This window comes from Dyadobacter chenhuakuii, assembly GCF_023821985.2.
In the GTDB taxonomy this organism is placed as follows: domain Bacteria; phylum Bacteroidota; class Bacteroidia; order Cytophagales; family Spirosomataceae; genus Dyadobacter; species Dyadobacter chenhuakuii.
In genome coordinates, this window is record NZ_CP098805.1 from 608,144 (window position 1) to 624,309 (window position 16,166).

General features: G+C 48.4%; 11 protein-coding genes and 1 tRNA gene. 6 read left to right on the top strand and 6 right to left on the bottom strand.

All coding sequences use genetic code 11. From position 1 onward, the window contains the following. Positions 1-3 precede the first annotated feature (3 nt). From NFI80_RS02515 to NFI80_RS02525, 3 genes are read left to right on the top strand one after another with little or no spacing between them, the layout of a single operon-like run. The gene (locus tag NFI80_RS02515; RefSeq protein ID WP_235165019.1) at positions 4-1,674 is read left to right on the top strand and encodes a carboxylesterase/lipase family protein; all 1,671 of its coding nucleotides are present in this window, start codon (positions 4-6) and stop codon (positions 1,672-1,674) included. 3 nt (positions 1,675-1,677) lie between these two features. Then, positions 1,678-2,403 (top strand): ThuA domain-containing protein, encoded by a 726-nt coding sequence (locus NFI80_RS02520; protein WP_235165018.1) that lies wholly within the window; start codon positions 1,678-1,680, stop codon positions 2,401-2,403. Positions 2,404-2,415: 12 nt separating this feature from the next. Then, positions 2,416-5,874, top strand: a complete 3,459-nt coding sequence (locus tag NFI80_RS02525; RefSeq protein ID WP_235165017.1) for a ThuA domain-containing protein — start codon at positions 2,416-2,418, stop codon at positions 5,872-5,874. On the opposite strand, the gene NFI80_RS02530 is transcribed toward NFI80_RS02525, so the two are convergent. After that, positions 5,842-6,537, bottom strand: coding sequence for an RNA polymerase sigma factor (locus tag NFI80_RS02530; RefSeq protein ID WP_235165016.1), 696 nt, complete (start codon positions 6,535-6,537; stop codon positions 5,842-5,844). The two genes, NFI80_RS02525 and NFI80_RS02530, sit on opposite strands and share 33 nt — an antisense overlap. 95 nt (positions 6,538-6,632) lie before the next feature. Between NFI80_RS02530 and NFI80_RS02535 the strand changes: the two genes are divergently transcribed. Together NFI80_RS02535 and NFI80_RS02540 are read left to right on the top strand one after the other, a co-directional pair. Then, positions 6,633-7,625, top strand: coding sequence for a FecR family protein (locus NFI80_RS02535; RefSeq protein WP_235165015.1), 993 nt, complete (start codon positions 6,633-6,635; stop codon positions 7,623-7,625). Between the two features lie 21 nt (positions 7,626-7,646). Continuing rightward, complete coding sequence (locus NFI80_RS02540; protein WP_235165014.1) at positions 7,647-11,234, top strand: SusC/RagA family TonB-linked outer membrane protein; 3,588 nt, start codon at positions 7,647-7,649, stop codon at positions 11,232-11,234. A 130-nt stretch (positions 11,235-11,364) separates the two neighbouring features. Here the strand turns inward: NFI80_RS02540 and NFI80_RS02545 are convergent, their stop codons facing one another. Next, positions 11,365-12,276 (bottom strand): helix-turn-helix domain-containing protein, encoded by a 912-nt coding sequence (locus NFI80_RS02545; protein ID WP_235165013.1) that lies wholly within the window; start codon positions 12,274-12,276, stop codon positions 11,365-11,367. Positions 12,277-12,288: 12 nt separating this feature from the next. Next, a complete protein-coding gene (locus NFI80_RS02550) occupies positions 12,289-13,095 on the bottom strand; it encodes an SDR family NAD(P)-dependent oxidoreductase (protein WP_235165012.1) in 807 nt (268 codons plus the stop codon). 120 nt (positions 13,096-13,215) lie between these two features. Between NFI80_RS02550 and NFI80_RS02555 the strand changes: the two genes are divergently transcribed. Then, a complete protein-coding gene (locus NFI80_RS02555) occupies positions 13,216-13,740 on the top strand; it encodes a peptide-methionine (S)-S-oxide reductase (protein WP_255703567.1) in 525 nt (174 codons plus the stop codon). A gap of 360 nt (positions 13,741-14,100) precedes the next feature. On the opposite strand, the gene NFI80_RS02560 is transcribed toward NFI80_RS02555, so the two are convergent. The 3 genes from NFI80_RS02560 to NFI80_RS02570 form a co-directional block, all read right to left on the bottom strand. After that, positions 14,101-14,187, bottom strand: a tRNA-Ser gene (locus NFI80_RS02560). A gap of 88 nt (positions 14,188-14,275) precedes the next feature. Next, positions 14,276-15,349, bottom strand: coding sequence for an asparaginase (locus NFI80_RS02565; protein ID WP_235165010.1), 1,074 nt, complete (start codon positions 15,347-15,349; stop codon positions 14,276-14,278). Positions 15,350-15,396: 47 nt separating this feature from the next. Next, a complete protein-coding gene (locus NFI80_RS02570) occupies positions 15,397-16,164 on the bottom strand; it encodes a TatD family hydrolase (RefSeq protein WP_235165009.1) in 768 nt (255 codons plus the stop codon). Positions 16,165-16,166 lie beyond the last annotated feature (2 nt).

Consider the following 16,166-nt stretch of genomic DNA (forward strand, 5'->3'; position numbering starts at 1 on the left):
GGAATGCAAAATAACAGAAGGGATTTTCTGCAAAAATTTACACTCAGCGTCTCTGCATTGGGGCTGGGCACGTCGTCGGCCACGTCGGCCGGCCATGTGCCCGCGCCTGCGGAGGATACTGTGAAAGCTTCGGCAAACAGCTGCATTGTGGATACGGCTTCCGGCAAAGTGCGCGGCTATATGCATAAGGATATTGTCAATTTTAAAGGCATTCCCTACGGCGCTTCCACAGCCGGAAAAGGCCGATTTATGCCGCCAGCCAAACCAGAACCCTGGACTGGCATTCGCGATACATTGACTTACGGACCCGTATGTCCGCAAAAGCCAAATAAAGGGTGGGGCATGGAAGAATATGCTTTTTTATACCAATGGAATGATGGTTTTCAGGGAGAAGATTGCCTGCGGCTGAATGTATGGACGCCTGCGATCAATGATAGTAAAAAGCGGCCGGTGCTGTTCTGGATGCATGGCGGAGCTTTTTTTTCCGGCTCGGCGCAGGAACATCCTTCTTATGACGGTGAAAATCTGGCGCGAACGGGCGATGTCGTTGTCGTTTCTGTGAACCATCGTTTGAATGCATTCGGCTTTCTGAACCTGGCCGATTATAGTGACCAATTTGCAACATCGGGGAATGTGGGCATGCTGGACCTGGTGGCCGCGCTGGAATGGGTGAAAGAAAATATTGCTGGATTTGGCGGTGATGCGAACAATGCTACGATCTCCGGCCAATCCGGGGGAGCAGCAAAAGTGACTACATTAATGGCGATGCCATCTGCGAAACGGCTCTTTCATAAAGCCATTTCTCAAAGCAGTTCCACGGTGCAGGTTGCCACGCATGCTTATTCCTCGGAACTGGCCAAGCTGGTTTTGGCAGAACTCAAAATTGACAAATCCAACATTGCAGACATTCAGCAGATTCCTTTTTCGCATATTATTCAGGCAAGCATTGCGGCCGAGCAAAAGTTAGGAAGCAAGTTTCCGCTGGACGTCGGACGCGCTGGCTGGCAGCCTGTGGTGGATGGCAAAGTCATTCCTGCACATCCGTTTGATCCAACGGTTCCAGATTATTCCGCGCAAATTCCGATGATCATTGGCACCAATCGCAACGAAGCTTCTGCGAGCATTGGCAATGCGGCCATGGAATTGCTGGACGAGGATGGTTTGAAAAAGAAGCTGGCCGAGCGGTTTGGGGATAAATCACAAACGGTTTACGACACCATGCGCAAGGTGCATCCAAAGGCAAAGCCTGTTGAGATTTTATCCTATATATCACCTTATAATCCAATGGCTTATGTGCAAGCCGAGCGAAAAGCATTGCAAAAAGCAGCACCGGTTTTCCTCTATCTTTTTGCGTGGCAAACGCCCGTGTTCGACAAGCGGCCGCGCGCATTTCATTGCAGCGAAATCCCATTCGTTTTTGCCAACACCGATCGCTGCGAAACCATGACGGGAGGGGGAGAAGAAGCGCGTGCACTAGCCGACCGAATGACCAAAGCCTGGATAAATTTCATGAAAACCGAAAATCCGTCACACAGCGGCTTACCAGCCTGGCCGGACTTCGTCAAAAAGCCGGGTGCTATGATGGTTTTTGATGATAAAAGTGAAGTCCGCGTGAACCCGGACGGGGCTGCCAGACAAATGTTAGAGCGGATTTTTTACAAAAGAGATTTTTAGAACATGAGCAAAATATTCACCCTTTTACTATTCCTAACCCTTGGATTTTCAATGGCCTGCGTTGCTAAAAGCAGGCCAAAAGTCCTTATTTTTAGTAAAACCCTTCGCTATTACCACGAGTCGATCCCTAATGGCATTCAGGCTATTATGAAACTGGGGAAAGCAAATGGTTTTGATGTGGACACGACGAAAGATGCCGGTTTTTTTACCGATAAAACATTGAAGAAATACGCTGCTGTAATCTGGCTTTCCACGACAGGCGATGTCCTTAATGCAACGCAGCAAGAGGCTTTTGAACGCTACATTCGTGCAGGAGGCGGTTATGTAGGCATTCATTCCGCATCGGCTTCGGAGAAAGAATGGCCGTGGTTTGGCCAGTTAACCGGCGCTGTTTTCGTAAACCACCCGCCCGATCCCGTTCCGGGTGTAGTGCAGGTTACCAACCGGAAAGATCCTTCCACCGCCCATTTGCCCGAGCGGTGGGCGTGGAAGGATGAATGGTATAATTTCAACAAACGCGTCTCTAATGTAGAAGTGCTGTTTTTGGCGGATGAAAAATCCTTTGAAGGCGGCACGGAAGGCGAATATCATCCGCTGGCCTGGAAACATGCATTTGATGGTGGAAGGGCATTTTACACCGCGCTCGGACATTTGGCAACTGCCTACGATGATCCGCTTTTTCAGAAACACATTCTGGGTGGCATTCAATATGCCATTGGTCAGAAGTAACCTTTTGTATTTATGAAGTCTCTTAAAATAAAATTGGCTGCTGCCTGCTCACTGGCGCTGATCTGGCTGTTTTACTCAGGCATGACAGTCAGAACGCAGCCGGCTCCGGCAAAAGTACTTGTTTTTTCAAAAACCAAAGGATGGCATCACTCCTCGATTCCGTTTGGGATTAAAGCCATTCAAAAACTAAGTGCGGAAAATCAGTTTGTGGCAGATACAACCACCAATTCCAATGCATTCACGGATGAAAACTTGAAAAATTATGCCGCCGTGATCTGGCTGAACATCACGGGCAATGTGCTGAATGGTGAGCAACAGGCTGCATTTGAGCGTTACATTCAGGCGGGTGGGGGTTACGTGGGTGTGCATGCGGCGGCGGATACGGAATACGACTGGCCGTGGTATGGCAAACTTATGGGCGCACATTTCACAAGCCATCCGCACAATCCCAATGTAAGAAAAGCAACGGTTCAGGTTTTGGATAAAACACATCCTGCCACTTCCAAACTGCCCGAACGCTGGGAGCGGGAAGATGAATGGTACAATTACCGGTCGTTTTATTCGGGGATCAAAGTGCTGGCTGAGCTGGACGAAAACTCCTACGACGGCGGCACCAATGGCGCAAAGCATCCGATTTCCTGGTATCACACTTTCGATGGTGGCCGCGCTTTTTACACCGGCAACGGGCATACGGATGAGAGTTACGGCGATCCTGCATTTCTGGGCCATTTGCTCGGAGGGATTCAATATGCGATCGGTAAAAATGCGCCTTTGGATTACAAAAAGGCTTATGCCAAAGTGACGCCCGAGCAAAACCGATTCGTAAAAACAATCCTAACTAATGACCTGAATTCCCCGATGGAGCTCGCTGTGGCGCCGGATGGCAAGGTCTATTTTACCGAGCTTTTCGGAAATCTTTCCGTTTTTGATCCCAAAACTGGAAAATCCACGCTAATCCACAAATTCCCGATCACCAATATGGGTGGCACGGGACTGATCGGCATTGCACTGGACCCTGCTTTTGACAAAAATCGCCAGCTTTTTCTGTACTATGCCCCGGAAGGTTTGACCGAAGAAAACCTGGCGTTCCAGCTTTCAAGGTTTACATTAAGTCAGTATAATCAGCTTGATCTGGCTTCTGAAAAAATACTTTTAAAAGTCCCCGTCCAGAAAAACAGCGGTTCGCATCATGGCGGTTCGCTGGCTTGGGACAAGGAAGGAAATCTGTACATTTCCACGGGCGATAGCTCCACGCCATTTCCGTCGGGCGGTTATTCGCCTATGGATGAGCGGCCGGAAAAGGAATTTTATAGTCAGGATTCGCAGCGTTCGGCGGGTAATACCAATGATTTCAAAGGGAAAATCCTGCGCATTCATCCCGAGCCGGATGGCTCTTACAGCATTCCTAGAGGCAATTTGTTCGCCAAAGGAACGGCAAAGACGCTGCCTGAAATTTTCGTGATGGGCTGCCGAAACCCTTACCGCATTGCCATTAACCCGAAGACTTCGGTTTTGTATTGGGGAGAGATCGGGCCGGATGCGGGAAAGGATGGCGTGCAGGGCCCGCGGGGTTATGATGAATTTAACCAGGCCAAAAAAGCCGGGAATTACGGCTGGCCTTATTTTTCAGGCAACAATGCAGCTTATGTAAAATGGGATTTCGCAACCAAAACGGCCGGGCCCAAATTCGATCCAGCTGCGCCCGTTAACAATTCGCCCAATAACACCGGTCTGAACCAATTACCGCCAGCAGTTTCTGCGATGATCTGGTATCCTTACGCAGCCTCGGAAGAATTTCCCGAACTCGGCGTGGGCGGACGAAGCGCAATGGCGGGTGATTTTTATACATTTAATTCAAAGACAACCAACCCCGGCAAATTTCCCGATTACTACGACGGCGCACTTTTCGTCTTCGACTGGATGCGTAACTGGGTGATGGCATTACGGTTTGATGAAAATGAAAATTACGTGAGAAGTGAGCCTTTTATGGCTGCAAACGGTGATTTTCGTCGTCCTATTGATCTATCATTCGGTGCGGATGGCGGAATGTATATGCTGGAATATGGTTCTGTTTATGGCGCTGATAATGATGATGCAAGACTGGTCAAAATCGAGTACAACACAGGAAACCGCCCACCGCTCGCACAAGCCTACATCGTGGATTCGGCGCGGGAGGCTTATGTCGACAAAACCGTCTTCCTGACTTCCGAGCGAAGAAATTTCCCAATGGCCAGACAAACCAGTGGCCAGCCGCCGTTGCGCGTTTCGTTCAGCAGCCGTGGAAGCAAGGACCTGGATGACGACGATGACATTACTTACCAATGGCTTTTTGATGGCAAAACCGTGGGAAGCACCAAGGCTAATGCAAGTTATACTTACAAAAAACTGGGTGTTTTCAATGCTATTTTACGGGTAACAGATAAATCCGGGCTTGTGAGTGCAGATACGCTCGTGGTGCGGGTTGGGAATAGCAAACCTGCGGTGAAGATTGCGGGCGCTGCCAACAAGTCATTCTTTTGGGATGATAAACCTTTTCCCTATGCGGTTAATGTGAAGGATAAGGAAGATGTGAAAATTGATCCAAAACTGGTCAAAGTGCTGATGAGCTACAATCCGCAACCTGAATCACAACAAAATCTGATCCCGGAAAGCGCGGATGCATTGTTACAGGAACCCACGCCATTGGGAAAAACATTAATGGCCGGCAGCGATTGCCGCGCTTGTCATACGATCGATCAGCCGTCGGTCGGCCCGACATTTACGGACATTGCCAAAAGATATAAGACAAAAGCCGGTTCGACCGAAGCACTTGCGGCCAAGATTATCAATGGCGGCGGCGGAAACTGGGGTAAGGAGCACATTATGAGCGCACATCCGCAGCTTTCTACGCAGGATGCGCAGGAAATGGTGCGTTACATTTTTTCTGTGACCGATGAGAAAAAGAGCCGCGTCGCATTGCCGCTGCAAGGACAAGCCAGTCTGACTGAGCACACGAAGAATGATCAGAAAGGGCAATACACCATTGTTGCTTCTTATCAGGACAAAGGTGGAAAAACGGTGGGGCCACTAACCGGAATCGACGTTGTAAAACTCAGGAATGCCAATGTAAAACCTGCTTTTGCAGATGCTTTCACGGGTTTTTCCCGCTTCCGAGACAATCTTTCACAAGGCGGACACAAGTCATTTATTTTGTTAAAAAACATTGATATGACGGGCATTAAGCAGTTTGTTTATGAATATGCGTCGTCGGGGCAGCAAGGAAGCATTCAGGTTCGGATGGATTCGCAGGCGGGGCCGGTGATCAGCTCGGTTACATTCGGGCCGACGGGCTCGTGGGATACCATGCAAAAAGTGACGGGAACATTAGAGAAGGCCATTAGCGGAAGGCACGACATTTATTTTTTCGCCATCAAGCCTGATAAGCCGAATGATGAAATCTTAAAACTGACCAATATCCGATTCGAGCAATAAAAATTGAAGGGCAATAAGCAGGAAAATCCAGAGCGTTTTCCAGTCGGAAGTAAGTGCTTTGAGACTGTCTAATGCTTTGTAAACCAGCTTATAAACCGAGCCGGAAGTAAGGTCCATGGCCGCGGCGATCTCCTCGGTGGAAAGGCCGCTGTAATATTTCAGGAAAATGATTTCCCGCTGGCGTGTGGGCAGTTTTTCGATAAACTTAGATAATCCATCGGAAATCATTTCGCCTGCTTGTGCCTCGATCAGCTGATCTTCCGCCGACGCTTCGGCAAGTTCGGCTTCCTGGTTCACAAACTTGCGCTGACGGGTGATCCGCCGCAGCAGTTCCCGGCGCAAGGCAACGATCAGATATGCTTTTACGGAAGCAACCGCAGGCAGTGTAGGCGCATTATTCCAAAGCTGGACAAACAGATCCTGCACGGTATCTTTGACGAGTTCTTTGTCGGCAACGAGGCGGTAACCATAGTTGTGAAGCAGTCGAGCGTAAGTTTTGTAAATGCATTCGAATGCGGTAGCATCCTGTTTTTGGAGAAGCGCCCACTGGGTCAGGGCCGCATTTTCATCAGAACCCGCATTGTGCTCGTAAGGCGGATTTTGCAAGTTCTGATCTGATTCCATATGATTCACCCCCGCAGCCAAAACCTGCGTTTTGTCCAATTAATTATGATTTAAAGCAGGTTCAAAAATAGCCATAAAGAAATCAAAAAAAAATATCTTTCTATATTTATAAATTCAATTGGAACAACACTGATATGCCATCTTACGAGCATTTTGCCAGCCAGGATTTTGTGGCCGACGATGCCTTTATAAATTGGGTTACCAATCCATCCGAAACCACTGATGCCTTCTGGCAGCAGTGGCTTTTGCAGCATCCGCACAAGCGGAAAGATGTGGAAGCGGCCGCCCGGATCGTGCGGGAGCTCAGCGTCCAGACCAATGTTTTCGATGAAGAAGCGTTGCAGGCGAACTGGGAACGGATCAGATACAAAACGATTGCCGCTCAGGAAACAGGCAAAGTAGTTGCATTTCCACGCCGCTGGCTTGCGATTGCGGCAAGTGTAACGATCTTAATTCTGGCGGGGATCGGCGTGTGGCAAAACAGCAAATCTGTTCAATATGCGACGGGTTACGGCGAGGTGAAAACGGTGACCCTGGCGGATGGTTCCGAAGTGACATTGAACGGGAATTCCAGGATTTCATTTGTGAATGGCTTCTTTAACAGAAAAGTCAGCCTGACGGGCGAAGCATTGTTTAAAGTAAAAAAAGTCCGGACACTGAGTCAGCAAGTGGCATTTAAAGTGCAGGCCGACAGGGTACTGGTAAATGTGCTCGGGACAACTTTCAATGTGAGCAACCGCCGCGAAAATGTGGAAGTAATGCTTGTGGAAGGCAAGGTGCGGCTGGATCTGGAAGGACAGGGATCCGGGGAGGTTATGCTCGATCCCGGCCAGAAAGCGACGATTTCGAACACTGCGCATGCACTCGTAAAATCCAGTGCGGATCCTGAAAAACATATCGCCTGGTTGCATAATGAGCTCATTTACAATGGTGAAGATTTGCGAACCGTGTTTCAAAATCTGGAAGATGGTTTTGGAATAAAAACCAGGGTAACCCGTCCTGAAATATTGAAAAAGCGTTTTACGGGTTCCGTTTCAACAGATTCAATCCAAAATTTTTACAATCAGCTTGAAACGATCTACCATTTGCAGGTTGAGCCGGAGGCAGGCGGTTATCTGGTCAAATAATATAAGGATAATTGCAAGCGCATGAAGGCAACGTGGCGAATGGTAATGCAATGGGCTCCGGCTTGGTTAGTGGCGATTTTGCTGCTGACGCTTCAAACCAATGCTGCTTTTGCCCAACAAATCAGTCTTACCGAAGCGCTGCGCCGCATTGCTGCAACATATCAGGTTACCTTTAACTACGACACAGATCTTTTGGCTGGCAAATCAGTCGAAGCATTTGATCCTGATTCGATCAGGAATCTTGATAAGGTGGTAACAAAACTGCTGAAACCTTATCAGATCAACTTTCGACGGAGTGGGAAAACGTACATTCTTTATTCGGAAAAGGCGAAAAGTCAGGCCGTTACCAGCGAAATGAAAGAGGAGCGCTTTCTTTCAAAAGGATCGGAGAATAAAGCGGAATGGCTATTACGGGGAACCGTTTTATCCGAAAACGGCGAGCCGGTTCCAGGCGCTACAATCAAGCTCGAAAATACTTCTTATGGTGCTGCCGCAGCACTGAATGGCACATTTGAACTGGTGGTTCCAGCTCTTGAAGGCAGGCTTTCGGTTTCTTCGGTTGGTTTTGAAACGCAGCAAATTGGGTTTTCAAAGGAAATAAACATTGTGATAAGGCTGGCAGAAGACACCAATCTGCTCAGTGAAATGATCGTGACCGGATATTCAGCGGAGATCAGGCGTGATTTTACGGGCGCTGTTTCCACAGTAAATGCGCACGACCTGACGATTGTGCCTTCGGCAAATGTGGAGCAGCAATTGCAAGGGCGTGTTGCGGGATTAACTGTTATTACGAACGGGCAGCCAGGCACATCCAGCCAGGTCCGCATTCGTGGTTTTGGGTCCTTCGGCGGGAATCAGCCGCTTTACATTGTGGACGGCGTTCCTACGCAAAGCATTTCGTTCATCAATCCGGGTGACATTGAATCCACGTCCATTCTAAAGGACGCAGCCTCGGCGTCCATTTACGGCGCAAGGGCTGCCGCGGGCGTGATTGTGATTGCCACGAAGAAGGGGCAACGCAAAGCGCAGCGGATGCAGCTCAGTTACAACGGATTATTTGGTGTGACAATGCCGGGGAAGGGACTTTCGGTGCTGAGTCCGCAGGAGCAGGCCGACTGGACCTGGCAGGCCCGGAAAAATGATATTTTCCAAACCGGCGGGACCATTGGCCCGAACGGCTTTGCAGGCATTGCCAACGGCCAGTACGGTGCAGGTGAAAAGCCAGTTTTACCGGATTTCTTGTTGGTTGGTAACCGCACCGGCCTTTCCGGGTCGGCTGTGGATTTGAACCTGGAAAGGAGTAAATACAACACCAATCCCGCACTGGGCGAGTATTATCTTGTCGTTCCGGCCAATCACAACGGCACGGACTGGTTCAAAGCCATCAGCAGGAATGCGGCACTGATGCGCCACACGCTTGGGCTTTCGGGCGGAAATGCATTCAGCCGTTATTACATGGGCATGAGCTATCAGAAGCAAGACGGGACGATCATCAACAACAACTTTGATCGCTATACGTTTCGTGTCAATACGGAATATGATCTTAAGAAGCGGCTAAGATTTGGTGAAAATTTGCAGCTCGCATATCTGTCTGCAACAGGCCAGCAGGGGAGTATGGGCGGATTTTTGGGTAACAATATGAACAATAACCCCAGCGTGTCTGCCGATGAAAATGACATACTCGCAGCCTACCGTATGGCACCGATTATTCCGGTTTATGACGCATTCGGAGGCTACGCCGGCACGGCCGCCCCGGGATTCAGCAATCCGCGCAACCCGGTAGCGAGCAGACAAGCAGCCGCCAACAACTTCAATCACACGATCTTTGCATTCGGCAACGCTTATTTGGAATACGACATTACTTCCTTCCTGACATTCAAAAGCAGCATAGGCGGGACGTATTTCAACAACTATAACGGCACATTAACGCGGGCGACTTACGAGAATTCTGAAAATATCGCCAACACCAGCTATACTGAGGGGTCCGGATTTGGGTTAGCATGGACTTTTACAAATACATTGCAGTTTAAAAAGACATGGAAACGGCACGAAATAAGCGCGCTGGCCGGTATGGAAGCCCTCAATACTGGTGCTGGCAGGAACATCAACGGCTCAGGCATCAACCCATTTTCAATTGACCCTGAATATGTTACGTTAAGCACAACCATTCCAGGCTCCACAAGGCAGATCGGGAGTGGGAGGTCGATGGGAAATAACTTTTATTCGCTCTTTGGCCAGGCCAGATATATTTTCAACGACCGGTATATTCTTGCGGCGGTTGTGCGGAGGGACGGCTCTTCGCAATTCGGTCCGGAAAACCGTTTTGGTGTATTCCCTGCATTTTCGGCTGCATGGCTGATGTCGTCCGAGCGCTTTATGCAATCGGCGCGCTGGGTTTCTGACCTGAAATTCCGGGTTGGTTACGGCCGGATGGGTAATTCCAATTTTCTGAGTTCGACCAATCAATATAGTCTTTTTGTATCCAATGCGGCCAATGGGTATGATCTGGGCGCAAGTAACAATTCAATCTCTGCCGGATATTATAACAGCCAGATCGGTAATCCGAAAGCCAAGTGGGAAACCAGCATTACCTACAATGCAGGTCTGGACGGCTCTTTTTTCAATAATAAGCTGGAAACTGCGATAGATGTCTGGCGAAAGGAAACCACAGACTTGCTCTATCAGCTCCCTATACCGGGCGTGGTGGGCACCCGGGCAAGCGCACCTTTCGTAAATGTCGCGGGTATGCGCAATCAGGGCATCGATCTGCTGGTGACCAATCGCGGACGTCTGGCCCGGGAACTTCGGTATGAAATCTCCGCGTCGGGCAGTTTTCTTGCTAATAAAATAACACGGATAGCGCCGCTGGTGCCGTATTTCACAGGCGGCGGCACCCGATTAGGGACGCCCGTGGTCCGCAATGAGCCGGGACATGCCTTGTCGTCATTTTATGGTTACCGCGTGTCGGGTTTGTTCCAGAATGCAGAAGAAGTAGCCAATGCAGCCCCCCAGCCGGGAGCAGCGCCCGGGCGGTTCCGGTTTGCGGACGTGAATGGCGACGGCAGGATCAATGATAACGACCGCACCTATCTGGGCAATCCCATTCCAAAATTTACCGGAAGCATTGCCCTCACGCTTCGTTTCAAAGGGTTTGATCTGAATGCCAATTTGTATGCTTCGCTCGGAAGTCAGATTTTCAACAACCAGCGCTGGTTCAGTGACTTTTATCCCTCATTCACCGGCGCGGCGATCAGCACACGTGTCCGCGAATCCTGGTTGCCTGCGCGAACGGCAACCAATGTGCCGATCTTTGAAAGCGCTGCCAATTTCAGCACCAACACCCAAGCCAATTCTTATTACATCGAAAACGGTTCCTATGCACGGATGCAGTATGTGAGCCTGGGCTACACCATTCCCGGACAGCTGACAAAAAAGGCGCATTTGGATAAAGTAAGGCTCGTTTTTCTCACTTCCAACCTTTTTACGATCACCTCATACAGCGGCCTGGATCCGGCAGTAGGAGGGAATTCGGACGCCGTTTTTGGCATCGATGTCGGGAATTATCCCGTTAGCAAGGGATACAGCATCGGATTATCTGTGGACTTCTAGGTGGTCCTAAACTTATCTGAGAAATTGTAAAAGTTTGCAGACTGGTAGAGAGGAAAGGATTCGCTAAATAAGTGGCCCTATTCACACAATCCTCCCTGAGCATGATCAGACGAAATATCCGGTAAACTTCCTAATTATAGCCCGCCCGGAATTGCAGCGGTGTTTGCCGTGTCTTCGTTTTGAAAAGCTTGCTAAACGATTGCGGATAGTCGAAACCTAATTCATAGGCAATTTCACTAACAGATAGATGCGTTGTCGATAGTCGCTCTTTAGCACGTTCGATCAGCTTTTCGTGGATCAAATGTTGGGTAGTGTTCCCGGTGAGCTGTTTCAGGCAATCGCTCAGATACTTGGAAGACAAATGTAATTCCTCGGCCAAAAATTGTGCTGTGGGTAAACCATTGTGAAGCTGGTCGGAATCAAAGTAACTGTTCAAGATTCTCTCAACTTTATTTAAAAGCTCGTTGCTGACCGTCTTACGGGTGATAAATTGTCTGTTGTAATATCGGTCGCAGTAAGTCAGCATGAGCTCAATGTTGGCAATCCATACTTCCTGACTGAAATTGTCAATTGGCAGCGACAACTCTTTTTGCAGTTGGAGGAAGATGTTTTCCACCGTCTTTTGCTCGTCGTCTGAAAGAATGAGCGCTTCATTGACTGCATAATCGAAATATCCGTAAGACTTAATCTTACCGGCCAGAGCAGCGTTACGAAGAAAATCCGGATGGATGGACAGCTGCCAGCCAGCTTTTGCAGGGACGAAATCCTTATCAATAAAACTCACCTGCCTGGGCGCAAAGCACGACATTACTCCCTCGTCAAAATCGAAAATACTTTGGCCGTATTGTATTTTGCAAGGACATTCCGTTTTCAGAGTAACCTGGTAAAAGTCCGTAATAAGCCTTGTCCGCTGTTCAATTTTTATCTCAGGGAAATCCTCAAACCTCGTCAGGCTCACCAGCGGATGCCTGGGCTTCGGCAGCTGCAAGAGTTGGTGCAGCTGGCTGATCGACTGAATGTGAAGCGTTGTTGTCGTTTCCATCGTACAAGTTAGCTAAATCAAACCTGATTTTTTCCGGTAGGAATTGGCCATAAATCGGGCGATCATCGCATTTGGCAATAAGCTAGTCAGCCGTGCGCCGATCCGGTTTCTGCTTCCGGATACCTGGAAATGTTTTTTTGTCTCCAAAGCTTTCAATAATTCATCTGCCACTTCTTCCGGCGTTTGCGTGACAGCTGTTTGATAATCTGAGCTTAATCCGACACCTTTTTCATTGTTAATGCCCGCAGCTTCATTGAAATTGGTTTTTGTCAGTCCCGGCGCAAACAGCATAACCAGAATATTGTATGGTTTACATTCCTCGGTTATCGCCTCGGTAAAGGAGCGGACAAAAACTTTGCTTGCCGCATAAGTCGCCATGTAAGGTACAGGAGCGAAGGCTGCCATCGAGGCGACATTGATGATCGTGCCGCTTTTTCGCTCACGCATAGGTTGCATGAAAAGATGCGTCATCGCTACCAGGGATGCATTATTAAGTTGTATCAAATCCAGTTCAGATTGCAAATTCAACGCTGCAAACTCACCGCCAGAGCCGATTCCCGCATTGTTGACAAGCATATCGACTTCCCAGTTTTGTTTTTGGGTTTCTTGAAAAATTTGAAATGGAGCATCCTGTTTAGTCAGGTCCGCCGCAATGTAAGTTGCCTGCACTCCATATGTTTCCTGTAAATGTTTACTAAGCCTGGAGAGTTTCTCTGCGTTGCGTGCCACAAGAATCAGATTATGCTTTTTTTCAGCCAGCTTTATTGCCAGAGCTTCACCGATTCCACCCGAAGCTCCTGTTATTAATGTATATTCCATTTTTTGCTATCCATTAAATGATAATACAAAGGACGCTTGCTGCCGCTCAACCACTTGTAATCAAAAGTCGGTTTGTTGTGTTCAATAGTCGGGTAAATAATCAGGCATTGTGAAGTGTATATGTTAAAGACAGACAAAATTGGTTTAGGAGGGAGCTGCCATTGGTGTACCGAAGCAATATTCCAATCCTTAAAGGGCGTGGTCAACGTAAGTCAGGGCTGGATCAAGCCGGACGGCAATTTTTCTGGATTCTCGGAAGCAGTGATTGTCGAATTTGACCCCGATGCGATTTCCCTTGAAAACCTAATTGCAATCCACCTTTACACGCACAGCAGCACTTCCGAACATGCGATGCGATCTAAATACAGATCCGCGGTTTATACTTTCAATGACTATCAGGTAATCCCAGCAAAGCAGGCTATTGAGATATTGCAAAAGGAGTTTGAAGATCCAATCATTACAAAAGTGATTCCGTTCAAGACCTTCAAGTTGAACGATCAGCAATATCTGGATTACTACTATAAAAACCCCGAGATGCCGTTTTGCAAAACGTTCATTGACCCGAAATTGAAGATTCTATTGAAGCAGTTTTCAAGTCAAGTGGATGAGGAGAAGTTGCGATCTGCTGAGTATAAAAGGATGTAGATCCCATTTCGATAATTCTTCGACAACTTTGTTAAGGGCTTTTCTAATGGTGCCATTAACAGAAATCATTTTATTTCTGCGGTGAACTCTTACTTGCAGAGAGGAAGAGATTCGAACCGCGCGGCGTCCGCTCTCGATACAGTTACCCATATACTACCTTTTTAGGGCAGCTCCTGCGACCAGAGAGGACACAAAAAAGCCAGTTTTCGTGATGAAAACTGGCAGTTGCAGAGAGGAAGAGATTCGAACCGCGCGGCGTCCGCTCTCGATACAGTTACCCATATACTACCTTTCCAGGGTCGCTCTTCAACCAGAGAGGGTACAAAAAAAGCCAGTTTTCGCGATGAAAACTGGCAGTTGCAGAGAGGAAGAGATTCGAACTCTCGATACAGTTACCCATATACTACCTTTCCAGGGTAGCTCCTTCAACCACTCGGACACCTCTCTGTGTTGTGGTAAGGGGTGCAAAGATAGCTTTTATGACTTTAAATGCAAATGCAATGGTGCTTTTAATGAAGATCAGTTGCGAAATATGTTAGATACTCATTTCGCCTCTTAACGGCATTGCCAGCATTTCCTTGCATTTTTCTACGTCTTGTTCTTTTCCAAACACATACATCATTTTGGTGATGGCGGCTTCGGGGGTGATGTCGGAGCCGCTTACTACGCCGGCTTGTTTGAGGAAGCGGCTGGTTTCGTAGTGGCCTTGGGCTACGCGGCCGCCGTCGCATTGGGAGACGTTGAAAATGAGGATGTTTCTGGCAATGGCGCTGCTGATGGCATCGAGGAACCATGGCGCGGTGTTGGCGTTGCCAGCTCCGTATGTTTCCAGAACGATGCCTTTTAAGCCTTTGATATTGAGGATGGAATCGACCACTAACTGACTGATTCCCGGGAACATTTTCAGGAATGCGACATGATTGTCCATGTGTTTGTGGACCGTCAGTTGCTGGTTGGGTTCGTAAGACTTAATGTAGGGTAAATTATATTCAATCCTCACGCCGGCGTTAGCGAGTGCGGGATAGTTTTCGGAGTGGAACGCATTGAAATCGGAGCTTTCGCGCTTTTTGCTGCGATTGCCGCGGAGCAACATTGAATTGAAATAAATACAAACTTCCGAAATCATCGGCTGGCCGTTTTCATTTTTGGCTGCGGCGAGTTCCAATGCGGTGATTACATTCTCCCGGGCGTCCGAACGAGCGACGCCGATGGGCAGTTGTGCGCCGGTGAGAATGACGGGTTTGTTGAGATTGTCGAGTAAAAAACTAAGTGCGGAGGCTGTATAGGCCATTGTGTCCGTGCCGTGCAGGATAACGAAGCTGTCGTATTGCGCATATTCCTGTTCAATGATCGTCGCCAGCTCGATCCAGATTTCGGGGTTCATGTTTGATGAGTCGATGGGCTCGGACAGGGAGAGGAATGTTATGTCAAAATTGAGCCTGCTGATCTCAGGAACGCGGTCGATGATCTGGTCGAAATTGAATGGGACGAGTTGCTTTCCTTTGGTTTCGTAGACCATTCCCAATGTTCCGCCGGTGTAAATGACTAGCACGGAGCCTACGGTTGGCTCGGGAGAAATGGGATTAATGTGGATTTTGCTATATGACATGCAAATTTGCTTTTCGAAATGCTGGGATGCTTGTACGAGTGAGAAGGCTAGGATGCTTTTACAAGCATTTTTCTGGCGTTTTCACTGGTGGCAATAATGGCTTCCTGCTTGGTAATCTGTTTCAAATCGGCCACGCGCTGGGCAACGAGATCGATGTAAGCAACCTCATTTCTTTTGCCGCGGTAAGGAACGGGCGCCAGGTAGGGCGCATCCGTTTCCAAAACTAAATGTTCAATGTCAACAAAAGGAATGACTTTATCCAAGCCGCCGTTTTTGAATGTCGCGACGCCGCCGATGCCGAGTTTGAAACCGAGTTCAATGGCTTTGTTGGCTTCATCCAATGTTCCGGTAAAGCAGTGGAAAATGCCTTTCAGGTTGGGATCTCCAAATTCTTCAATGAGTTTTACAGTTTCCCAAAATGCGCTTCTGCTATGAATGTCGATCCAGAGTTTGTGTTTTCTTGCCAGTTTGCATTGATATAAAAATGCCTTTTCCTGCTGTTCCCGGAATGTTTTATCCCAAAATAAATCCATCCCGATTTCACCGATGGCTATAAAGCTGGCTTTTTCGAGCCATTCTTCGATGATGGTAAGTTCTGTCTCAAAATCATCTTTTACATACGTCGGATGCAAGCCGATCATCGGCAGGCATTTGCCGGGGAAGCGTTCGGCCAGTTCCATCATGCCGGGAATGGTGGCGTGGTCGCAATTGGGCATCCAAATCTGCTCTATGCCTGCATTCCAGGCGCGATCAAGCATGGCATCGCGGTCCTGAGCATAATCGTCACTGTATATATGTGCGTGGGTCTCAATCATTT